The sequence below is a fragment of the uncultured Aquimarina sp. genome, assembly GCF_947492115.1.
Taxonomy (GTDB): domain Bacteria; phylum Bacteroidota; class Bacteroidia; order Flavobacteriales; family Flavobacteriaceae; genus Aquimarina.
Genome location: NZ_CANLMM010000002.1, coordinates 802,359 through 824,400, shown reverse-complemented (window position 1 = coordinate 824,400; position 22,042 = coordinate 802,359). Strand labels below are relative to the sequence as shown.

The 22,042-nt window shown below is 32.0% G+C and carries 19 protein-coding genes; 4 read left to right on the top strand and 15 right to left on the bottom strand.

Translation table 11 applies throughout. The features are described 5' to 3' along the window. Positions 1-15: 15 nt before the first annotated feature. The 9 genes from Q1A73_RS08860 to Q1A73_RS24580 form a co-directional block, all read right to left on the bottom strand. Complete coding sequence (locus Q1A73_RS08860) at positions 16-333, bottom strand: hypothetical protein (RefSeq protein WP_299604323.1); 318 nt, start codon at positions 331-333, stop codon at positions 16-18. Positions 334-492: 159 nt separating this feature from the next. Next, positions 493-3,858, bottom strand: a complete 3,366-nt coding sequence (gene mfd, locus Q1A73_RS08855) for a transcription-repair coupling factor (RefSeq protein WP_299604321.1) — start codon at positions 3,856-3,858, stop codon at positions 493-495. Positions 3,859-3,920: 62 nt separating this feature from the next. Continuing rightward, positions 3,921-5,066 carry an aminotransferase class V-fold PLP-dependent enzyme gene (locus Q1A73_RS08850; RefSeq protein ID WP_299604319.1) on the bottom strand — a complete coding sequence of 382 codons (1,146 nt, stop codon included), beginning with the start codon at positions 5,064-5,066 and terminating at the stop codon, positions 3,921-3,923. 8 nt (positions 5,067-5,074) lie between these two features. Next, a complete protein-coding gene (gene pdeM / locus Q1A73_RS08845; RefSeq protein ID WP_299604317.1) occupies positions 5,075-5,713 on the bottom strand; it encodes a ligase-associated DNA damage response endonuclease PdeM in 639 nt (212 codons plus the stop codon). Positions 5,714-5,736: 23 nt separating this feature from the next. Next, positions 5,737-8,199, bottom strand: a complete 2,463-nt coding sequence (locus Q1A73_RS08840) for a ligase-associated DNA damage response DEXH box helicase (RefSeq protein ID WP_299604315.1) — start codon at positions 8,197-8,199, stop codon at positions 5,737-5,739. 129 nt (positions 8,200-8,328) lie between these two features. Beyond that, on the bottom strand, positions 8,329-8,694 hold the full coding sequence (locus Q1A73_RS08835; protein ID WP_299604313.1) for an endonuclease domain-containing protein: 366 nt from the start codon (positions 8,692-8,694) through the stop codon (positions 8,329-8,331). Between the two features lie 78 nt (positions 8,695-8,772). Beyond that, entirely contained in the window at positions 8,773-10,383 is a 1,611-nt protein-coding gene (locus Q1A73_RS08830) for an ATP-dependent DNA ligase (RefSeq protein ID WP_299604311.1), read from the bottom strand. Continuing rightward, positions 10,380-11,408 carry a ligase-associated DNA damage response exonuclease gene (locus tag Q1A73_RS08825; protein WP_299604309.1) on the bottom strand — a complete coding sequence of 343 codons (1,029 nt, stop codon included), beginning with the start codon at positions 11,406-11,408 and terminating at the stop codon, positions 10,380-10,382. Before Q1A73_RS08825 ends, Q1A73_RS08830 begins: the two co-directional genes overlap by 4 nt. 531 nt (positions 11,409-11,939) lie before the next feature. Continuing rightward, positions 11,940-12,092 carry a class I lanthipeptide gene (locus Q1A73_RS24580; RefSeq protein ID WP_366141442.1) on the bottom strand — a complete coding sequence of 51 codons (153 nt, stop codon included), beginning with the start codon at positions 12,090-12,092 and terminating at the stop codon, positions 11,940-11,942. Between the two features lie 502 nt (positions 12,093-12,594). On the opposite strand from Q1A73_RS24580, the gene Q1A73_RS08820 reads away from it, so the two are divergent. After that, positions 12,595-13,158: a sigma-70 family RNA polymerase sigma factor gene (locus Q1A73_RS08820; protein ID WP_299604308.1), complete on the top strand. Its 564-nt coding sequence runs from the start codon at positions 12,595-12,597 to the stop codon at positions 13,156-13,158. 27 nt (positions 13,159-13,185) lie between these two features. On the opposite strand, the gene Q1A73_RS08815 is transcribed toward Q1A73_RS08820, so the two are convergent. Continuing rightward, a complete protein-coding gene (locus Q1A73_RS08815; protein ID WP_299604306.1) occupies positions 13,186-14,901 on the bottom strand; it encodes an AraC family transcriptional regulator in 1,716 nt (571 codons plus the stop codon). A 186-nt stretch (positions 14,902-15,087) separates the two neighbouring features. Between Q1A73_RS08815 and Q1A73_RS08810 the strand changes: the two genes are divergently transcribed. Next, positions 15,088-15,519, top strand: a complete 432-nt coding sequence (locus tag Q1A73_RS08810; RefSeq protein WP_299604304.1) for a TerB family tellurite resistance protein — start codon at positions 15,088-15,090, stop codon at positions 15,517-15,519. A gap of 53 nt (positions 15,520-15,572) precedes the next feature. Here the strand turns inward: Q1A73_RS08810 and Q1A73_RS08805 are convergent, their stop codons facing one another. From Q1A73_RS08805 to fbp, 5 genes are all read right to left on the bottom strand, one after another. Beyond that, positions 15,573-17,111 carry an ATP-binding protein gene (locus Q1A73_RS08805; protein WP_299604302.1) on the bottom strand — a complete coding sequence of 513 codons (1,539 nt, stop codon included), beginning with the start codon at positions 17,109-17,111 and terminating at the stop codon, positions 15,573-15,575. Positions 17,112-17,115: 4 nt separating this feature from the next. Beyond that, the gene (locus Q1A73_RS08800; RefSeq protein WP_299604300.1) at positions 17,116-17,607 is read right to left on the bottom strand and encodes a Rab family GTPase; all 492 of its coding nucleotides are present in this window, start codon (positions 17,605-17,607) and stop codon (positions 17,116-17,118) included. Continuing rightward, entirely contained in the window at positions 17,594-18,418 is an 825-nt protein-coding gene (locus Q1A73_RS08795) for a cell envelope biogenesis protein OmpA (protein WP_299604298.1), read from the bottom strand. The genes Q1A73_RS08800 and Q1A73_RS08795 overlap by 14 nt, the downstream gene beginning before the upstream one ends. Before the next feature lie 17 nt (positions 18,419-18,435). Continuing rightward, positions 18,436-18,786: a fructose 1,6-bisphosphatase gene (locus tag Q1A73_RS08790; protein WP_299604297.1), complete on the bottom strand. Its 351-nt coding sequence runs from the start codon at positions 18,784-18,786 to the stop codon at positions 18,436-18,438. A gap of 269 nt (positions 18,787-19,055) precedes the next feature. Then, positions 19,056-20,069, bottom strand: coding sequence for a class 1 fructose-bisphosphatase (fbp, locus tag Q1A73_RS08785; RefSeq protein WP_299604295.1), 1,014 nt, complete (start codon positions 20,067-20,069; stop codon positions 19,056-19,058). A gap of 177 nt (positions 20,070-20,246) precedes the next feature. Here fbp and Q1A73_RS08780 point away from each other — a divergent pair, with 177 nt between their 5' ends. Beyond that, positions 20,247-20,729, top strand: coding sequence for a GNAT family N-acetyltransferase (locus Q1A73_RS08780; protein ID WP_299604293.1), 483 nt, complete (start codon positions 20,247-20,249; stop codon positions 20,727-20,729). Positions 20,730-20,770: 41 nt separating this feature from the next. After that, positions 20,771-22,024 (top strand): aspartate kinase, encoded by a 1,254-nt coding sequence (locus Q1A73_RS08775; RefSeq protein WP_299604291.1) that lies wholly within the window; start codon positions 20,771-20,773, stop codon positions 22,022-22,024. Positions 22,025-22,042: the final 18 nt, after the last annotated feature.

Genomic DNA, 22,042 nt, shown 5'->3' with positions numbered 1-22,042 from the left:
AAGTATAGAAAATAATTAGGCACAATTTCTCATATTATTTAGGTAGCTTTTTACCTCTATAAACATTGCCTGTTTACTATACATACTGTCTATGTTATTTGAAGAATGATATCCAAAAACATAATTCGCAGAAAATTCTTCGATATCTATCAATTCTGGATGGTTTTTATAATTTTCCAATTCTTCTGCAAATCGTTGTTTTAGATTTTTATAATTGATAGCATATAATTTGTGGGTATCTAATCCATCGATTATCTGATACACTTTGTCATTAATCTTTTTTATTTGCTTCCAAGTTCCTTTCAAAAAACTAAATTCTTCTTTCTTTTTCATAATCTAAGTTGGTTTACATTGTATTATGATGTAAAATTACCTAGAAAAGGAACTTACAAAAATTTTAAACGATTAGTTAGGCATTACTATCGACGAATTGCAATTAAGTATCGTTAAGCTGAATATTCTTTAGGATCCCTTGCGTTAGATGGAACTTTACTAAGAATTTTGTTCGGTTTTTTGTTTAAATTTTAGAGGTTGCAAAACATGTAACGCACGATCAATGGTATTAATATTGTCAAACGTAAGTAACAACCTTAATCCGTTTCTCGTATTTTTTTCTTTCATCTTACACTTAGTTGGGTTTTTTTGTACAAATTGAAGTACTTGACTAAATGCAGGGCTTTGGTAGAAACTAGATTGTTGATCACTAATAAAATATCCAATCAATTTGTTTTGTTTCATAATTACTTTCTCAATTCCGATGCTTGTAGCAATCCATTTGATACGCACTGAATTCAAAAGATCAGTGGCTTGATCTGGTAATTCTCCAAAACGATCTATAAGTCGTTTTTCATAAGCTTGTAGTCCTTTTTCATCTTTGATCTCATTAAGCTCTTTATATAAGTTAAGACGTTCTGTAATATTATTAATATAACTATCAGGAAACAACAATTCGAAGTCTGTATCGATTTGGGTATCTTTTAGATAGACTTTTTCTTTAGAGGTATCTTCATATAATTCTGCGAACTCATTTTCTTTCAGCTCTTCGATCGCTTCGTTTAAGATTTTCTGATAGGTGTCAAATCCAATTTCATTAATAAAACCACTTTGCTCTCCGCCCAATAGATCTCCAGCACCTCTAATTTCTAAATCTTTCATAGCAATGTTGAATCCACTTCCTAATTCTGAGAATTGCTCTAATGCTGTAATTCTCTTTCTGGCATCGTCGGTCATTGCAGAATAAGGAGGTGTAATAAAGTAACAAAAGGCTTTCTTGTTACTTCGCCCTACACGACCACGCATTTGGTGTAAATCAGAAAGCCCGAAATTATTGGCATTATTGATAAAAATCGTATTGGCATTGGGTACATCCAACCCGCTTTCAACAATAGTAGTAGAAATCAATACATCAAATTCTCCATTCATAAAAGAAAGCATAAGACTTTCTAGTTTTTTACCATCCATTTGCCCGTGTCCAACAGCCACCTTAGCATCAGGTACTAAACGTTGTACCATTCCGGCTACTTCTTTAATATTTTCTATTCTATTATGAATAAAATATACTTGTCCTCCTCGTTGTATTTCATAACTAACAGCATCTCGTATACTCTCCTCATTAAACCGAATAACATTGGTCTCTATTGGATAACGATTTGGTGGAGGAGTGGTTATAGTAGAAAGATCTCTCGCAGCCATTAAACTAAATTGTAATGTTCTTGGAATAGGAGTTGCCGTTAAGGTTAGAGTATCTACATTTTCTTTAATGGTTTTTAACTTATCTTTTACCGATACACCAAACTTTTGTTCTTCATCGATAACTAACAATCCAAGATCTTTAAATTTTACATTTTTATTTACTAGTTGATGCGTTCCAATAATGATATCTACTTTACCGTTGGCTAAATCTTCTAGGGTTTCTCGTTTTTGTTTAGCAGTTCTAAAACGATTCACATAATCGACAACAACTGGAAAATCTTTAAGTCGTTCTCTAAAGGTTTTTGCATGCTGAAAAGCAAGGATGGTTGTGGGTACAAGTACCGCAACTTGTTTTCCATTATCTACTGCTTTAAAAGCAGCTCTTATCGCCACTTCTGTTTTACCAAAACCAACATCGCCACATATCAGACGATCCATAGGTCTTTCGCTTTCCATATCAGCTTTTACTGCTTCTGTTGCGGTGCTTTGATCTGGAGTATCCTCATAGATAAAGGAAGCTTCTAATTCATGTTGCAAATAACTATCAGGTGCATACTGAAATCCTTTTTGTAGTTTTCTTTTGGCATATAACTGAATTAAATTAAATGCTATATGTTTTACTCTGGCTTTTGTTTTTTGTTTTAGCGTTTTCCAGGCTTTAGACCCTAATTTGTAGATCTGTGGAGCTTTGCCGTCTTTACCATTAAATTTCGAAATTTTATGAAGGGAATGAATACTAAGATATAGCACATCACGCTCTCCATAAATGAGTTTGATGGCTTCTTGTTTTTTGCCTTCAACGTCTATTTTTTGTAAACCACCAAATTTTCCAATTCCATGATCAATATGGGTTACATAATCTCCAACTTCGAGATTGGTAAGTTCTTTTAGGGTAATCGCTTGCTTTTTGGCGTACCCACTTTTAAGATTGAATTTGTGATAACGCTCAAAAATTTGATGATCTGTATAACAAATAATTTTTTGATCATGGTCTATAAAACCTTGATATGCAGAAAATACTACAGTTTCATATTGTTTAACGTCTAAATCAGCATCATCAAAAATGTCATGGAAACGTTTTGCCTGTTGTTCGCTAACACAAAAGATATAGTTTTTATAACCCGCTGAATGATTTTCATTAAGGTTTTCAATTAATAAATTGAATTGCTTATTAAATGAAGGCTGAGGTTTTGTGTTATATTTTATAGCATAATCAGCTTTGGTAAAAGGTCGATTGCCAATTTCTACTAATGTAAAATCTAAAAGTTGTTTTTTAATAACTTCTGATGAGGTAAATAATTCATCCGGAGTTGCATGTTTGATATCTTCGGATAATGTTTTAAAAGCCTCTTTAGCTTTTTCATAATTTTTGTCAATTCTTGAAGATAGTAGATCAATATCTTTGACAAAGATTACTGTTTTAGATGCTATATATTTTAAGAAACTTTCACGAGTTTCTTGTATGGCTTTATTCTCTACATTGGGAATAATAGTGATTTTCTTAATTTGATCGGTAGACAATTGTGTTTCTACATCAAAAGTTCTAATACTATCTACTTCATCACCAAAAAATTCTATACGATAAGGTTCATCATTACTAAATGAAAAAACATCTACAATTCCACCACGAACCGAAAACTCTCCGGGTTCTGTTACAAAATCGACTCTTTGGAATTGATATTCGAATAACACTTCATTTACAAAATCCAATGACAATGTATCGCCAATCGAAATTTTTAGCGTGTTCTTTTCTAGTTCTTTTCTGGTTACTACTTTTTCGAATAAAGCATCTGGGTATGTAACAATTAGAGCAGGTTTTTTTCTGGAGTTAATTCTATTTAATACTTCGGCTCTAAGCAACACATTCGCATTATCAGTTTCTTCGATCTGATAAGGACGTCGATAACTTCCGGGATAAAAAAGTACATTTTTATCTCCCAACAATTGTTCTAAATCATTAAGGTAGTAGGCAGCTTCTTCTTTATCATTAAAAATGCATAAGAAAGGTTTTTCACTTTTGTGAAAAGCATCTTCTATGGTAAAGGATAATGATGACCCAACAAGACCTTGAATATGTGTTTTACTTTCGGACTGGGCAATAGCAGTTCCCAGTTTCTGCAATTGCGGAGACTGTGCAAAAGTTTGCGAGATAGCTGTTTTACTCACGTAGCAAATATTTTAAAGCAAATATAATAGCTACATAGTTGTATCCAAAAAATATAGCTGATTTATAAGGAAAACTGAGATAACAATTTTTCAAAATCCTTTTCAGAATTATACACATTACAAGATACTCGTATGGCATTTCCTCTGTAGGAAACAAAAATTTGTTCTTTTTTTAGATTAGCTTTTATTTTTTCTAAACTCAAATGCTCCGGAAGATATATGCCAAATAAGTGATGTGCTCTATAGTCGGCCTCTTCTATAAAACAATCTAGGGTTCTAAGTTTATCAATAGTTGCTTTTGAAATGTTTTTAGTATACTCCTGAATATTTTTAGGTTGCCATTGGATCAACTGTTCGATGGCTTTCGTAAGCATTGGAGTTAATATAAAATTGCTAGATTCTCCAACGGAATATCTTGCTGCTTTTTCTTTATACTGATCTTGATAATTTGTTAATCCAGAAAAATCTTCACTATTATGTCTGTTCATCCAATTGTGCTCTATAGGTGTTCCATTGCTAAAAGCATCACTGTAATATGCCATTCCAATGGAATAAGGACCTAATAACCATTTGTATCCTCCACATATTAGTGCATCCGGTTGTATGTCTTCTACAGAAAATGGCAATGCACCAATACTTTGCGTTCCATCAATGACCATCATAGCATTTACAGCGGTTGTTTTTTCTCTAATCGCTTGGAGATCAAACAAAGTGCCATCTGCCCAATGCACATGTGGTAAAGCAATTACAGCTGTGTTTTTCGAAATAGCATCTAAAATAGATTGATTCCATTTTTTGCCACGGCTGTTAAATTCTTTTGGAGGATATACAACTTTTATAAGTGTATTATTCTTTTTAGCTACTTCTTGCCAGATATAGACATTACTAGGAAACTGTTCATCTACTAAAATGATTTCATCTCCTTTTTGTAATGGAACATTATTCGCGGCATTCGCGATTCCATAAGAAACAGAAGGTATGATAGCAGTATTATTATGGTCTGGTGCATTGATTAACGATGCGAAACGTTTTTTTAAAACTTCTCTTTGGCTAAAAAAATCTTCAGGTAAAATTTCATAAGGTTGTGCTTTTCTTTGCACAGCAGAAATACCAATATCTGTTACCGATTTTAATTGTGGAGACATATACGCTCCGTTGAGATAAGTGATTTCTTCAGAAAGGTCAAAAAGATGTTGTTGGTTTTGCATATGAAATGTTATTGATGCACTAAAATAACTTCCTTTTGGGTAATAGCATATATTTTAACTTTTTCTATAGGTTCTAAGATATGAGTGCCAGTAAACTCTCCAAAAGCAGGAAGTATTAATTGATGTTTTGTTTGATAAAAACAAGGCAAACGCAAACGCTGCTTACCTAGACCACCAAGTAGCACTCCTGGATGAATATGCCCACAAAAATTATAATAACCGTCGCGTTCTTCTGGATGATGACTTAAGAGGAAATTATCTATCAGTATTTCTGAAGCTACTTTTATACCAATTTTCTCATATTTAGATGGTGAAATAATATCATGGTTACCGACAATAAGAACAAATTCTATGGTTGATCTTTGAGAAATCCAGGATTCGAAGACATCCCATTCTTTATTCAAATAACTATGAAAAAGATCTCCCAGAAAACAAATATGTTTGGGATTAAATACGTTTATAACATGGTCTAGTTGCTCAAAGTTTTTTTGGATTGCATCCTGTGGAACGGCGCTACCATGTTTTCTAAAATGAGATACTTTACCGAGATGAAGATCTGCAATCAAAAGCATATTTCTTTCTTCCCAAAATATAACTCCAGAAGGGTGTAAAATAAAAGATTGATGTTGTATTTGTATTTTTTGCAATTTCTAAAGGAATGCTAATAAACTTATTTCTTAGACAACAAAGCTACCATCTTTTTGATACGATCTTCTAATTTTTCGCTAGACATTTTTTCACGAAGTCGATCTGTGATAATTGGAAAAGAAAGAGGAGTTGCTTTTTTACAAGATTTCCAAACGATTTTTTGCTGCTCAATTCTTTCTAATGCTTCTTGTAAACGTCCTTCTTCCAACTGATGTTCGAAGGTTTCTATAAAAGCCTGTTGGTATAGAAGGTTGTCTGATTCAAAGTCTCTAAAAACATTAAATAATAACTGAGAACTGGATTGCAGATGCTTGTTTTTGAGCATTTTTTCTGGATATCCTGTAAATACCATCCCAGAGATCACAGCAATGTCTCTAAATTTTCTTCTAGCCATTTCTGTAGCATTTAAGCTTTTCTGAAGATCGCTATGCATATATTCTTTGGTAAAAAGATCATTATCGATCACTTGCTGCATATCTATTTCCTGATCTGATAATAACTCAAAACCATAATCATTAAAAGCTATGGAGAAAGAAATGGGGGATAAGAGGCTAATACGATAGGCTAATAAACTTCCTAAGGCTTCATGTACAAATCTTCCTTCAAAAGGATAAAAAATTGCATGATATCCTTCTTTAGTTTTAAAGGTTTCTATTAAAAACTCTTCAGGACCAGGAATGATACTTTCTTCCTCTTGCTTTTTAAATATGTGAGACAAGGCGATTAATTCTGGAGACTTTTTTTCTTCATTAGTAGCTTTGTATAATTCATTACGAAGCAATTCAGACATTTGAGAAGTAAGTGTTAATCTTCCTCCCATCCAACTGGGAACCTTAGAGGTTCTTTTAGAAGATTTTCGAACCAATACTTTCATTTCTTTTATCCGAACAAGTTCAAGGTTTCTACCAGCAAAAGTAAATACATCACCTGGTTTCAATTTAGAGATAAACCACTCTTCAATACTACCGATATAACCACCTTTAAGGTACTTCACAGTTAAGACTGCATCGCTTACAATAGTTCCAATCTGAAGGCGATGACGCATGGCGATTCCTCGATTATTAACTTTAAATAATCCATCTTCCAGAATTTCTACTTTTTTGTACTCATCATATTGTTGCAAGCTTTGACTACCGATGGTAATAAAATTAAGAATCCATTTCCAATCCTCTTCAGAAATTGCTTGATAGCAAAAGGTACTTTTGATTTCTGGGAAAATGGTTGCAGGATGGAAACCATCAGAAACAGCCAGTGTGGTAAGATATTGCACGAGTACATCAAAACTATTCAAATAAGGAATACGATCTTCTACTGTATGTTGTTGAACAGCTTGTTGCAAGGCAGAAGCTTCCACTAGTTCTATAGCATGAGTTGGTAAAAAATAAATCACACTGGTTTTACCAGGTTGATGACCACTACGACCAGCACGTTGTAAAAAGCGCGCTACTCCTTTGGGTCCACCTATTTGAATAATGGTTTCCACCGGAGCAAAGTCCACGCCTAAATCCAGACTAGAAGTACAAACCACGGCTTTTAGTGATTCATTTCTAATGGCTTGTTCTACCCATAAACGTGTTTCTTTATTGATACTGCCATGATGCATGGCCATTTCTCCCGCAAACTCGGGATATTTCTGTAAAATTTTCTGGAACCATATTTCGCATTGACTCCTTGTGTTGGTAAACAACAAAGTCGTTTTACTCTTTTTAATAATGGGCACTACCTCATCCAATAAGTGAATCCCTAAATGGCCTCTCCAAGGAAAGGTTTCCATTTCTTTAGGAATAATACTCTGAACTTTAATTTTCTTTTTGATATTTGCTTTTATGAGAATCGAATTCTCTAATGCTTCTGATTGATGACCTAATAATACTTCTCTCGCTTGTTCCAGGTTTCCAATAGTAGCTGAAATTCCCCAAATACGAAGATCTTTCGCAATAGTTTTAAGTCGAGATAAAGCTAATTCAATTTGCACACCACGTTTGGTCCCTAAGAGTTCATGCCATTCATCGATAACAATGGCGGTGCAGTTTTTAAAAGTTTTATCATATCCTTTGGAAGCAATTAATAGTTGAAGACTTTCTGGAGTAGTAATTAGTAAATCCGGCATGGATCTTTTTTGGGCAGCTCTTTCTTTTTGAGAAGTATCACCGGTGCGAATTCCTACGGTGAGTTGTGTGCCTAAGTCTTCTGCAAATCGTTCCGTGGCTTGCTTGATTTCTTGTGATAAAGCTCTTAATGGAGTAATCCATATGGCTTTTAAACCTTTTTTATGTTTGTTTTTATAATCAGGGTTTTGTTTGATGTAATTGAGAACAATCGGTACCCACAACGCATAAGTTTTTCCACTACCTGTCGGAGCGTTTAACAATCCGTTTTTACCCTGTAAAAATGCTTTCCAACTTTGTTTCTGAAAAGGAAAAGATTTCCATTGCTGTTGTTGAAACCAGGATTCTGCTATATGAAAGAGTTCCTTTTGTGTCATTTTGTATTTATTATTCCTTACCCTGATAGGGGAAGGTGTCCTGTCTTGACAGGGCGGAAGGGGTGAACGCTACCCTATCCGATTCAGCATTGCTGAATCACCTTTCCCTTCAAAGGGAAAAGGAACTTTTTATTCTTTTTTAAAATTATCTTTTATTTCTTGTAAAACAGACGGTAGATAATCAAACACCATTTTGTTTTCAAAACGGATTACTGAAAAACCCAATTCACTCAGATCTTTGTCCCTTTTTGTATCTTTATCTTCTGCTGCGGGATTGTTATGGACTTCGCCATCTAATTCAACAATTAATTTCTCCTCAGCACAATAGAAATCCACTATATAATTATTTATACTATGTTGTCTCCGAAATTTTTTTCCTTCAAATTTTCTTTTTTGAAGATGTTTCCATAGAAATGCCTCCGCTGAAGTTAAGTTTTTACGAAGTTGTTTTCTATTATTTCTAAGCTCTGGTTTGTTGTGTATTTTTTTCATCATAATTAAACCTATATTCTCGATCCGATTCATCGTTGCTGAATCACCTTAATCTTAAAGGGAAAATGGAGTCTTAATATATCATTTTATGAGCAATTTCAAATCTTCTAAAGAATTGGCTTCTTCAATTTTTTTGTCTTGTCTCCATCGTAAAATACGAGGAAAACGGGTAGCAACACCACTTTTATGTCTTTTAGACAGAGCAATTCCTTCGAAAGCTATTTCGAAAACTAATTCTGGAGTTACACTTCTTACGGGTCCAAAGCGCTCTAGTGTATTTGCTTTTATAAATTTATCAACTTCTCGAAATTCTGCATCGGTTAATCCAGAGTATGCTTTTGCAAATGTTACGAGTTCCGTTTTGTCATCATTCCATAATCCAAATGTGTAATCCGTAAATAAATTAGATCGTCTCCCATGACCTCTCATGGCATAGGTAAGTACGGCATCTATCGTTAAAGGATCTACTTTCCATTTCCACCAATCTCCTTTTTTACGCCCTACCAAATAAGGAGAATCTTTTCTTTTTAACATTAACCCTTCGGATCTTACTAATCTAGATCTATCACGTTCTTTTGCTAGTGCTGACCAAGAAGAAAAAGTCATTTTTTCTGATAGATGTAAAGGGATTTTATGTTCTTCGGGTGTTTGTGTACTTAAAATATCATCGTATAAAGATTCTAATAATTCTCTTCTTTTAGAAAAAGGAAGGTTTCGAATATCTTTTCCTTTCCATTCTAAGAGATCATATGCTTTTAATATCACAGGCGTTTTTTGTAGTAAATTTTTAGAAATGGTTTTTCTACCGATTCTGGTTTGCAGATCATTAAAAGTTCCAATTTCTCCGTTAGGAAATGGTAAAATTTCACCATCCAGAACGGTTCCATCAGGAATAAAATCTAATAAGTGTTGAAATTCAGGGTATTTGTCAGTAACCAATTCTTCGCCACGACTCCAAACAAAGATTTCTCTATTTCGAATAATAATTTGTGCTCTAATTCCATCCCATTTATGTTCTGCATACCATTCTGAGACATCTCCTAAATCAGAAACTTCATTTTCTACAGCATACGCTAAATAGAAGGGATAAGGTTTAGAAAGAAAGTCAGATTCCTTTTCTTCTAAGACTAAATCCTGAAAGGAAATAGTATTTGGATCCCAATTTCCCATCAGCTTATATGCTAAAATATCTTCATCAATTTGTGTAGCTTTTGATAAAGCTCTTGTCATTAATTTTTGACTAACTCCAATTCGAAAACCACCAGTAATTAGTTTGGTAAATACAAAACGTTCATAGTAATTTAAAACCTTCCAGTTTTCATGAAGGTATGTCTTTTTTTCTTGCTCGGTTTTCTTTTTAAGAGTAATCATTTCTTCAAGAAATTGGGTCAGCGTTTTTGTAGTGCTTTTTGTGGAAGATGGAATTACCAAAGCAATGGTTTCGGCAAGATCCCCTACAATGTGATAAGATTCTTCGAACAACCAAAGAGGAATATTAGCTAATTCTGAAGCCCATGTTCTTAATAAGGTAGTATTTACAGGCCTAGGAGGTCGCCGATGCGAGAGAATGGCGATCGTCCATACTTTGTCTTTTTCTGGTGCTTGCTCAAAATAGGTGGCTAGCGCATGCACTTTTATGTTTGTTTTATTGGTACTGTCTAAAGTTTTGATGAGGTTCGCAAATAGTTTCACTCGACAACCTCACTTTCTTTTTTAGTATCTATTTCGGCAAGTTCACCTTCGTACTGTGTTTTCTCTGTTCGGGCATCATACCCTAATTCTCTTAGATACTTTGAAAATATCTCAGTGTATCCGTGTGTGGTAATAATTTTGGTTGCTCCTGTTTCTTTGATAGCTGTTAGTAATCCATCCCAATCGCAGTGATCAGAAAGTACAAAACCTTTGTCTATTGCTCTACGTCGTCGTGCTCCTCTAAAGGTCATCCATCCGCTTGCAGATGCAGTAACATAAGGAACCATTTTTCTGATCCAGGTACTACCATGAGCGCTAGGTGGAGCGATAACAATATTACCGATAAAATCTTCTTTTTTGGTTTCTCTTGTTACCAAGGTTGTCTCTGGAAAGGAAACCATAGGTCGAATAACATTTGTCATATTTTCTATGGCTCCATGGGTATAAATTTTACCAATTTCTGGATTTAAATATTTTAAGAGTCGTTGTGCTTTTCCCAGAGAATATCCAAAAAGAATGGATGTTTTACCTTCGGATTTATTTTCTGCCCACCAATTATTAATATCGTTAAAAACATCTTTTTGAGAAGCCCATTTAAACGCAGGTAATCCAAAAGTACATTCTGTGATAAAAGTATGGCATTTAATAGGTTCGAAAGGAATCGAGATTCCATCATTTTCTACTTTATAGTCTCCTGTAAAGACCCAAATTTCACCTTTATGTTCCACTCTGATTTGTGAGCTGCCAATGATATGACCTGCAGGATGAAAGCTAAACGTAACATTATTGATAGAGAACGTCTCTCCATATGCTTTTCCAGTAACATTTATATCTCCTAAGCGATGTTTGATAATAGGGATATTCGTATGGTGTGTTATATATTGTTTGTGTCCCCATCTGCTGTGATCTGCATGACCATGAGTAATGATTGCTTTATCTACAGGTTTCCAAGGATCCAAGTATACTTTTGCAACAGCACAATAGATTCCCTTTTCTGTAAATTCTAAAAGTGGTCTAGATGGCATAAGGAGTTGTAACTATATTCTTATTGTTTTTTGGAAATTACGGAATACTGGTTTTACAAAAAAGTGTTTAGTGAAATATTAGGAGTTGTTGATGCTCTTTTTTGAGTCTGATTTTGTGGAATAGTAAATATATATTTCCCTTTTTTTACACTTTTTGTTTATTTCAAAAAATATCTCAATTTTTTGATTTTTAATGTTTTAAAATGGATTTATGATATGCAATTTCAGCAATGGAAGGTTTAAAGTATTGTTATTGAGCGTTTTCCAAAATTGTAGTAAAATCTCCATAAATATATGCCACTACTGTTTTAGATTATTTAACGAAAAAATGAGTTAATATAGATCACTTCTAATATATAAATTAAAAATATATTGTTTGAAGTGTTTTGTAATTGAAACAAATAACAATTGATAACTATAATTCAAGGCTTGGGGAAGTGTTGTTAGTTGATAAATAGAAATAAAATTAGAACGCGTTTTGTCCTAATATTTTTTAAGGTATCAAACTTTACATTAAGCTTGAATAATTTGTTAATCATTTTCACATTCTCTGCTAGTTACGCAAAACCTTCCAATAGATCTACAAATGTTATCCGATCCACCTTTTATGATCAAAGAATGTTGAGAGTTTAATTTTGTTATTTTGGTTTTATTTAAATCAAGCTTATTCAGTTTTTTCTTCATCATTTTTTATTTAAAAGTAAAAAAATATTTCTACCACTCTAAATTCTTTTTCATTTATTAATAATTACAAGCAAAATTTTGGCTATATATTTAAAATTTGGATGTATTAGAAATACTAAAATTTTTAATACAAAGAGTTTGTTTAAGATAGCATTTATCTTTTTTTAGTATTTCGAGTATAGTTTTTTGTATAAATCATCCAGTATAGGAGTTACAAATATGTTTGATGAATTATTAGAATTTGTTGTTCTTTCTTTTACTTGAAGTTTTGCATAAAACAACAAAAGTTTCTCTTATTTTAAGCTTTTTTGTTTATTTCTATAGTGAGGATAAAAAAATAGCGCTCACTTCATAAAACGTTTTAAATATTTGTTTTTAAGGGTTTTACATTTGTTTTATTAAGTTCAATTCCGTGAATAGGTCGTTCTATTTGTTGTTTTTTAGTTTTTAAATGACAAATATTGCCGGATCAGTAAATGATTAATCTTTAAATAAAAAAAATATGAAAAATGATGAGGAAACCTCGTTAATTAATGGAATAAAATCAGGTGATGAAAAGGTCCTAAAATCGTTTTATTTGAAGTATTTTCCTTGGGTTAAAAATTATATTTTAAGAAGAGGAGGGGGAGCAGAAGATGCTGAAGATATTTTTCAGGAAGCTTTATTGATTTTGTATCTAAAATTACGTTCTGATCAGATATTAATTCATTCTAATGTTGGTTCTTTTTTTTTAGGAATTTGTAAAAAATTATGGTTGAATTATTATAGGAAAAACAAAAAATGGGATGTCAAAAAGATACTAACAGAGGAGTTTAGTGATGAAAACGATACTGTTGATAACAGAATATTGCAAATTGATCGAGAAAATTTATTTTGGACTTATTTTAACATATTGCCAGATTTTGTAAAACAAGTATTGAAAGAAATTTTTGAAGGGAAAGGTTATCAAGAAATAGCGTTAAATTATGGGACTACAGAGAGTTATTTGAGGAAAATTAAATGCGAAACAAAAAAAAAACTAATAGATAGTATTTCTAACGATCCTTTGTTCAAGGAATTAATATGAACTAGAGTTCATTATGAAGTTATTTAGCTAGAGTTTTTCCTTTTCAAGTTTTTTAATAAAATATGACGGATGCACTCCGGTTTTTTGATAAAAGGCTTTCGAAAAAGCTCGATCATTATTATACCCTAATTCATGAGCAATCCCTTTAATACTATACAATCTAAATTTTGGATTTATTTTAAGTTGATCAATTGCATAATTTACTCTTAACTCGTTTATGTAAACATTAAATCTTTTTTGTTTTTTAGTATTTAAGACTTTTGATAAATATTTTGAATTGGTTTTTAATTTTTTTGCTAAAATATTTACTGTCAAATTTGGAGATAGAAATTCATTTTTTTCTTCGAACTGATTTAATTGTTTTAAAATATTATTCACTATTTCTTCTGGTATGTCAGATAATACATTTGAAGATAAATTATTTGATGAATTAGTTTTAGTATAATCGGTTTTTTCTTTTTCAAGCGACATCAATGCTCTGAAACGTTTTTTATATTGATAGTTTTTATAATAGACATAGCCAAAAGTAACAATAAGAACACAGGTTAATAATACCATCATTAAAAATTTATTGGAACTTTTTTTTTGTTTAGTTTCTAAAAGAGAAATTAACTTTTCTTTTTCACTTAATAGTTTGGGAGTATCATATTTGAATACTATTTTTCTGTTTAGATTTTTATAATTAATATGCAAAGTGCTATCAATCTTTAATAACTTATTTAGAAAGAATAATTGTTTATTTTTATCATTCTTAGATTTATAATAGTTAACGAGTAATTCATATGCTTCTCTCACTTCATCAGATGTGTATTGAGTTTTGTCATAAATTTGGTCAATTTCTTGTAAAGATTTTAGAAACATACTTGTGCTATCCAATTTATTGTAGGTTTTGCTCAAATGCAAAAATCCATCTAAAGTATTTTTAATGTCTCTCCAACGCTTATTTTTTTTAATATGAGATAGTGCTTTGTTAATACTATCTAAAGCTGATGTGTATTCTTTTTTTTGATAAAGAGTTATTCCTTCATGCAATACAAAACTATAATAAATGTTAAAGCTGTCTTTCAAGGCTCTTCGGATTCCTTCTTTGTTATAAATTGAAGCTGAATCAAGTTTATTAAGCTTTCTGTAGGATCTTGCTAATAGAAATACCGTATTTAACGGACCATCCCCTTTTCTGCTAATTGAGTCTTCATGATTTTTAATCTGTTTGTATATTTCATTTGATTCTTCGTATTCTCCAATATAATCTTTGAGTCTTGCTATATTATGTTTTATATCATTTAAATAAATATTATTTGTTTTTTCAGCTAATTCTAAGGCGGTCATATTATTATCCAGTACTTTATCATAATTTTTTAATTGTTCATAAGATAGTGCTCTGTTCAAATATGCCAAAATAGGGTATTTGTTGTGATTTATAGAACCACTCACAGCTATTGAACTATCTAGATAAGCTATACTTTTTAAAGGTTTTGAATAATTGAATGATACTTGAAAATATCCTTTCGCTAAGCCTAATGTATCTTTCTCTTTTTTAGCCTTGAGTAATAGCATTTCTGCATAAAATGATGCTTTAGTAGAGTTTTTTGCATTTTTTAATACAAGGCTTTCCAATTCGTCAACTGTTTTAGTTTGTAAAGAATCAGGAATCGCAATTTTTTGAGTGTATCCTATAGTAGTAATGATAAATACAAAGATCATAAGGATGATCTTCTGTTTTTTGATATGATGAGTTTGCATGGTTCAAAAATATTGAATTTAATGAGGAATCCAATACACTTCAACTAGAATCATAGTTGAACCATTGTGCTAAAGCTCCACATGTTCAGTGAACTAAATATTTTTTGATCCTTAAAAAAGGATACATATATATTTTAAAAGGAATTAAGTTTGGTTATATTTGCGGCAAAATAAACAAAATACATAATGTCAATATCTGATTTATTTGATAGTGGATTTCAAAAGCGAAATCAAGATCATTTTGCTGCTATCGTAAGAGTAGCCATGAGTGATGGAGTTATAACAGACGAAGAGAGAGCGTTCTTAGACAGATTGGCTCGTAATCTTGATATTTCTGAAAATGATTATAAAGAAATTTCTAAGAACTATGCTTCGCATCCTATCAATCCTCCGACTAGTTATGATGCAAGATTAGAAAGGTTATTTGATTTAGCGAGAATGGTATATGCAGATAACATCAAAGGAGATGATCAGGTAGTTTTATTAGAAAAATTATGTATCGGATTAGGTTTTAAATCTGATAATGCAAAGTATGTTGTGGATAAAGCCTTAACATTAGTAGATCAAGATGTGGATGGAGATACTTTTGCCGAAGAGATTAAAAATATGAACAGATAATTTTCTTTATTTACAAAGAAAATACATCCAACCAAAAATGACAAAAGCCGCTTCTATGAAGCGGCTTTTTTAGCTATTTGTTTAACTATTTTATATAGTAAATCTTCTTGCTCAAAAGGTTTGGCGATAAAATCATCCATTCCAGATCTCAGGCATTTATCTCGTTCTGCTTCGGTAGCTCTGGCAGTAAAACCAATAATTGGCACCTCCGCTATGGCTTTATCTCCATAATTTTTGCGTATCATATGAGTTGCTTTATAGCCATCTATTTTAGATAATTCTAGATCCATAAGAACTAAGTCGTAATTTCTTCGTTCCATATAGCTAATGGCCTGTTCTCCATTCATAGCAACATCTACAAAGAAACTACCGTGACTAATAAGTATTTTCATAATTAAGAATTGCGTAGACTCTTCGTCTTCCACAACTAAAATTCTGAATTTCTTTTTTGATTCGGGTAAACTATATTTTTTCTTTTTCTTTTCTGGCTTAGCTTTCGAAATTTCAAACTTAAATGGTAGTTTAATATCAAAAGTAGTCCCTTTATCCGGTTCGCTAGTTACTTTAATTTCACCATTCAGGAGGTCTACCAAATCTTTTACAATGGCTAGTCCTAATCCTGTTCCCGAAATCTGTTTGTCTCTATTAAAACGGGTAAATCTATCAAAGATATTTTCGAGGTCTTCTTCATGTATTCCTAATCCGGTATCTTCAATTTTGAAACTAACACTTAACTTATTGGTTCGTTGAAAGTTTTTAGTCACAGAAAGACTTACTTTACCTTCTTCAGTAAATTTGAAGGCGTTATTGAGCACATTATTAATAATTTGGAATACTCTGGTTCGATCTCCAATTAAATACTCCTGAATATTAGGATCAATATACGTTTCAAATGCTAATCCTCTATCTTCAGCTAATTTCGAATAGGTTTCTTGGAAACCTTCCATGAGATTTACAAACAAAAAGCGCTCTTCTACAATTTTTATTTTACCAGATTCTATTTTAGAAATATCTACCATATCCTCTATTAAAGAGTTAAGATGTAGGCTTTGTCTTTTAATAATTCTAGCTAATTCTTCTTGTTCAAAATTTAAGTTGGTCTTTTGCAATACCTCTATAAATCCCAAAATACTGGTTAAAGGAGTTCTGATTTCATGATTGATATTAGCAATAAAACTGTTTTTAAACTTCTCTTTATCAATAAGAAATTTATTTTTGAGCTCTAATTCTTTAGCTCTAAGAACAGATTCATTTTTTTGTTGCGCTATTTTATTTAGTTCATGATACTTAGACGAATAATCGAATAAGAGAATAACTACTTCTTTTGTATTGATTTTGATAGTTACATCGCATATCTTTTCTAGTTTTCCTTCTTCTAAGTGAATGCAAGGAAAATTATAGGTGGTTTCTTCTTTTTCAAATATTTCTAAGAATCCTTTTATGATCTCAAAAAAAGGATGTGCATCATAAATAGAAGTACTGACTTTCCAGCTAAAAATATTTGCATCGGTTTCCTTAATCACACCATCATGGCCTGTAATTGTGCATTGCATTTGTTGATCAAAAAACAACTTTTCTTCTTGGTAAGTCATAGGGCTATGATGTTATTTCGATAGAAAGATCAGTAAAGAAATTCTGAACATTTTTGTTTGTTTTAGCACTCGTTAAACAATCTACAGTAATGTTTAGCTCATCAAATTTCTTTTGGATTTCTTTTTCACTTACTAAATCTAACTTATTACCAATTGTTTTGATAATCACTTTTGGGTGATTTTTGGCGAGGTATTCTAAATCTTTGGTAAGATCTTTATAGGTGTCTATTCTTGTAAGGTCAAATACGTAAATAAAAGCGTTAGAGCCAAGAAGATACGATTTTCGCGTGTCTTCTATATCGGTATGACCTTCGGTATCCCAAATGATCATAGAAAGTTCTCTGCCATCTGGCATTTCAACAACTTTCTTTTTTATCTGAACTCCTAATGTTACTTTATAATCTTCAGAAAATTCGTTGTCAACAAAACGTCTAAATAATGATGTTTTCCCAACTCCAAAGTGTCCTAAAAGCACTACTTTTTTAGACAATGTCATCTTCAAAATGTTTTTTTAATTTATTTGTAAAAAGCTCATTATTTTCTAGATCCCTTCTGGAAATATGATTCTTAGCAAATTCAATAATTTGATCTTCCAATACTTCTTTAAACATGATGTTGTAGGCACCAGAAATAACAGCTGCTATATAATAAGAATAAAAATTCTGTATATGTATAGTATATAGTTCGTATTCTATAGTTTCTAAATTTTGATTACCGCCCTGAAAAGCATCCTCAACAAACCCCTTTATTGCGGTAAGCATACCAGCCACCATATCTTTATCAATTGTACCATCAGAAAGAGGACTATAATCAGCAATAAGTAATCCTGAATCTTTTTCAACGACAAACATTTGGATTAATCTGGGTTTGGCGTAATCTGAAATTGCCAAATCACCGTCACTAATACCTTGTGCTTTTGCTTTGGTTCTTTTAAACCAATTTTTAAAAGAGAAAGCTTGTTTGGTTTTTTTGTTAATATTGTCGCTTAAGAGTTTCATTTCATGAGCGATGTAGCGCTTAATCATCTTTCCAATAATTGGAAATAAAGCTTCTACAACGGCATCCTGAGAATTCTTAATTTCTTCTTTTAGCGTTTGTGTAATCGTTGGGCCTAGTGTTTTAGGAATTTCTTCAACAAATTCTTCTAATTTGTCATCAATAATAGGATCTACTTTCTCAGAAAGCTCTTGCTTCTGATAAACTATTTTACTAAGCTCTTCAACTTTTTTAGCAATGGAATCTGCATACTCCTTCTCATCTGTAAGAAGAAGTTCTTTAAGAATTTTAAATTTGTCCTGCTCTTCCATAATCTTGGATAGGCAGATTACTTATTAATTTTCTCACCCATGGCAATCAAAAGATCACCTAACGTTTTTCTGTCGACTTTTTTATCATCTAACATTGAAACTTTGTCTGCTAAATTATCTTCTAATTCAGTGATTCTAATATTGATATCAGTACTTAAATTATCAATCGCTTGATGTAGCTCTTTTCTTGTATCCTCAATAAAATCCTCTAGTTCTTTCTTTTTAGAAGAAATGTCTTTTTTTACGGCGTCAAATTCAGAGTTATAAGCCGCAATATTTTCTCCAAAAATTAAATTTTTTATTGCTTCTATCTTTGAAGAAGGATCGTTAGCAACCTGTTCCTGGACAGCTTTAGTTTCTTTAGCCATTATCGGTCAATTTATGTTTATTCTATGAGCTAAAAGTAAATTTAATATAAAAACATTAAAAAATACAGTTAAGGAGTAATAATGTTAATCATTATTTCCTTTCAACTCCATTAAAAATATAATCCATCTAATCTATAGTCAAAGGGAAGAGTGAGGGGTAGGCCTACAGACAGATATATTTATTATGCAAGAATACTAAAAAAAAAGCAGTATCCAATTTAAATACAGATCATTGTATTATTATTACTATGTAGGATCGGAAGAATATATTATTTCGCACTCTCCTTTTGCATAAAAGATTCTACTTTCTTGACCATGTTTTTGCTTCCGCAGATAAACGGTGTTCTTTCGTGTAATTCGGTAGGTTTAATTTCTAGTATTCTTCTAAAACCATCACTAGCAAATCCACCAGCTTGTTCTGCTAAAAATGCCATAGGATTACATTCATATAACAATCGTAGTTTTCCATTAGGAGATTTGGAAGTACTAGGATACATATAAATCCCACCTTTTATCATATTTCTATGAATATCGCTTACTAATGATCCAATATATCTGGATGTATAAGGACGATCATCTTTTTCTTCTTGGCAGTATTTTATGTAATCTTTAATTCCTTGAGGGAAATGAATATAGTTTCCTTCATTTACAGAATAAATTCTACCATCCTCGGGGAATGTCATATTAGGATGCGAAAGATAATAGGTTCCCAGAGCTGGGTTTAATGTAAAACCATTTACTCCATTTCCGGTTGTGTATACCAACATTGTGGAGGTTCCGTAAATAATGTATCCTGCTGCTACCTGCAAATTTCCAGGTTGTAAAAAATCTTCAATGGTTACGGGTGTTCCTGTTGGAGTAATTCTGCGATAAATAGAAAAGATAGTTCCTACTGAGACATTAACATCGATATTAGAGCTGCCATCTAAAGGATCCATTAAAACTACATAATTATTCCTATGATCGCTTTTTTGACCTTTAATGGTAATGAAATTATCATTTTCCTCAGAGGCAATACCACAAACAATTTCTCTATTGGTTAAGGTATTGATGAACGTTTCATTAGCAAGTACATCTAATTTTTGTTGATCTTCACCTTGTATATTTGTTTCTCCAACAGCTCCAGTTATGTCTACTAAACCTGCCTTGTTTACTTCGTGATTTACCATTTTTGCAGCAAGGCGAATGGAATTGATCAGTCGTGAAAGTTCACCACTTGCATATGGAAAATCTTTTTGGTTTTCTATAATAAATTCTCCTAAGGTTTGGTTTTTTCTTGTCATGTTAGGTTGTGTTGGATTTGTGCAAAAATATTATTTTTTAGACAACTAAAACGTTTTCGTAAGGCTAATTTGTCAAACTTAAGTGAGTTTTGTAAAAACTAAAATTAGTTCTATATAAGATTATAAAATTATCTAGATTCTAACACATATTTTATAGTTTTGATAAACTTTTGACCTATGGACTATATTATACGAGAAGGAGTGGCAGGAGATATGCCACAAGCACTTCAATTAATCAAAGAATTAGCCGTTTTTGAAAAAGAACCCGATGCTGTAGAAGTTACTGTAGATGATTTAGTAAAAGAAGGGTTTGGAAATAAACCATTGTTTCATTGCTTTGTCGCTGAGACATCAGTAGGTGAAATCGTAGGTTTGGCATTAGTTTATTTTAGATTTTCTACTTGGAAAGGAAGAACGGTTCATTTAGAAGATTTGATTGTGAGAGAATCTATGAGAGGTTCAGGTATTGGAATGGCTCTTTATAAAAGAGTGATGCAATATGGAACAGAAAAAGGTGTAAAACGTGTAGAATGGAATGTTTTGGATTGGAATACACCAGCAGTAAATTTTTATCTAAAAAGTGGTGCTAAGATTTTAGAAGGTTGGCAGGTAGTACAAATGGATGAACAAGGGTTACAAGCATTTGTGTCTAAGAATTAAGCTGAATTGTAGTATCGCATATCAGGAAATTAGATAAATCAATGAAAGTTTTTAAGTTTGGAGGAGCATCGGTAAAAGATGCCGAAGGAGTTCAAAATGTAATCAAGGTATTACAAAAAGTTGGGCATGCGGATACAATTATTATTATATCTGCTATGGGTAAGATGACAAATGCACTAGAAACAGTAGTTGCGAATTATCTAAACAAAAATCCTGAATTTAATAATTCTCTAGAGTTTATTAGAACATATCATCATGGGATTTTAAAAGACCTTTTTCCGAATGCACAACATCCAGTTTTTGAAAAAGTTACCTCCTTGATTTCTGATATGGAAACTATGTTGAGAAGAAATAAATCCGTACAATATGATTATGTTTATGATCAGACGGTGAGTTATGGAGAATTAATTTCTACAACTATTGTTAGTGAGTATTTGTCTGAAAAAGGATATACGAATACATTGTTGGATGCTCGTGATGTAATAAAAACGAATGATGATTACAGAGATGCTACTGTAGATTGGAAGCTAACTCAACAATGTATTAATGATAAAGTTGCTAAAACAGGGTTAACAATTACTCAGGGTTTTATTGGTTCCGATAGTAATAACTTTACGACCACTCTAGGAAGGGAAGGTAGTGATTATACTGCGGGGATTTTTGCCTATTGTACCAATGCCGCCAATGTTACTATATGGAAAGATGTTCCTGGTGTTTTAAATGGAGACCCAAGAGTTTTTCAGAACACAGAATTACTTTCACAAATTTCTTACGAAGAAGCAATTGAATTAGCTTTTTATGGAGCGTCTGTAATTCATCCTAAAACATTACAACCTCTACAAAGAAAAGAAATACCTTTATTCGTAAAATCATTTCTTAATCCGGAAAATGAAGGAACATCTGTAAGAAAAGGACAGAGTTTAGTCCCATATATGCCTTGTTTTATTGTTAAAAAAGATCAGATATTGTTATCACTTTCGTCTTTGGATTTTTCTTTCATTGTAGAAGAAAATATCAGCGAAATATTCAGTCTCTTCCATCAATACCATCTAAAAGTAGATCTTATTCAAAACTCTGCTATAAGTTTTTCTGTTTGTTTAGATGATAAATTTCATAATTTTGACGAGCTGTTAATTCACTTAAAAGCAAAATTTCGCGTAATCTATGAAAAGCATGTTTCGTTATTCACGATTAGACATTTTACAAGCAATGCAATTGAGTTTTTAGAAGAAAACAAGGATATTTTACTAAAACAGAGTACAAAAGAAACCTATCAAATGGTTGCAAAACAATAAGATACTCTATTCAATGAT

Bases quoted from the DNA above. Each gene is read 5' to 3' on its own strand.
- Q1A73_RS08860 (WP_299604323.1), bottom strand. From the start codon at position 333: ATGAAAAAGAAAGAAGAATTTAGTTTTTTGAAAGGAACTTGGAAGCAA.
- Q1A73_RS08850 (WP_299604319.1), bottom strand. From the start codon at position 5,066: ATGCAAAACCAACAACATCTTTTTGACCTTTCTGAAGAAATCACTTAT.
- Q1A73_RS08840 (WP_299604315.1), bottom strand. From the start codon at position 8,199: ATGACACAAAAGGAACTCTTTCATATAGCAGAATCCTGGTTTCAACAA.
- Q1A73_RS08835 (WP_299604313.1), bottom strand. From the start codon at position 8,694: ATGATGAAAAAAATACACAACAAACCAGAGCTTAGAAATAATAGAAAA.
- Q1A73_RS08825 (WP_299604309.1), bottom strand. From the start codon at position 11,408: ATGCCATCTAGACCACTTTTAGAATTTACAGAAAAGGGAATCTATTGT.
- Q1A73_RS24580 (WP_366141442.1), bottom strand. From the start codon at position 12,092: ATGAAGAAAAAACTGAATAAGCTTGATTTAAATAAAACCAAAATAACA.
- Q1A73_RS08820 (WP_299604308.1), top strand. From the start codon at position 12,595: ATGAAAAATGATGAGGAAACCTCGTTAATTAATGGAATAAAATCAGGT.
- Q1A73_RS08815 (WP_299604306.1), bottom strand. From the start codon at position 14,901: ATGCAAACTCATCATATCAAAAAACAGAAGATCATCCTTATGATCTTT.
- Q1A73_RS08810 (WP_299604304.1), top strand. From the start codon at position 15,088: ATGTCAATATCTGATTTATTTGATAGTGGATTTCAAAAGCGAAATCAA.
- Q1A73_RS08805 (WP_299604302.1), bottom strand. From the start codon at position 17,111: ATGACTTACCAAGAAGAAAAGTTGTTTTTTGATCAACAAATGCAATGC.
- Q1A73_RS08800 (WP_299604300.1), bottom strand. From the start codon at position 17,607: ATGACATTGTCTAAAAAAGTAGTGCTTTTAGGACACTTTGGAGTTGGG.
- Q1A73_RS08795 (WP_299604298.1), bottom strand. From the start codon at position 18,418: ATGGAAGAGCAGGACAAATTTAAAATTCTTAAAGAACTTCTTCTTACA.
- Q1A73_RS08790 (WP_299604297.1), bottom strand. From the start codon at position 18,786: ATGGCTAAAGAAACTAAAGCTGTCCAGGAACAGGTTGCTAACGATCCT.
- fbp (WP_299604295.1), bottom strand. From the start codon at position 20,069: ATGACAAGAAAAAACCAAACCTTAGGAGAATTTATTATAGAAAACCAA.
- Q1A73_RS08780 (WP_299604293.1), top strand. From the start codon at position 20,247: ATGGACTATATTATACGAGAAGGAGTGGCAGGAGATATGCCACAAGCA.
- Q1A73_RS08775 (WP_299604291.1), top strand. From the start codon at position 20,771: ATGAAAGTTTTTAAGTTTGGAGGAGCATCGGTAAAAGATGCCGAAGGA.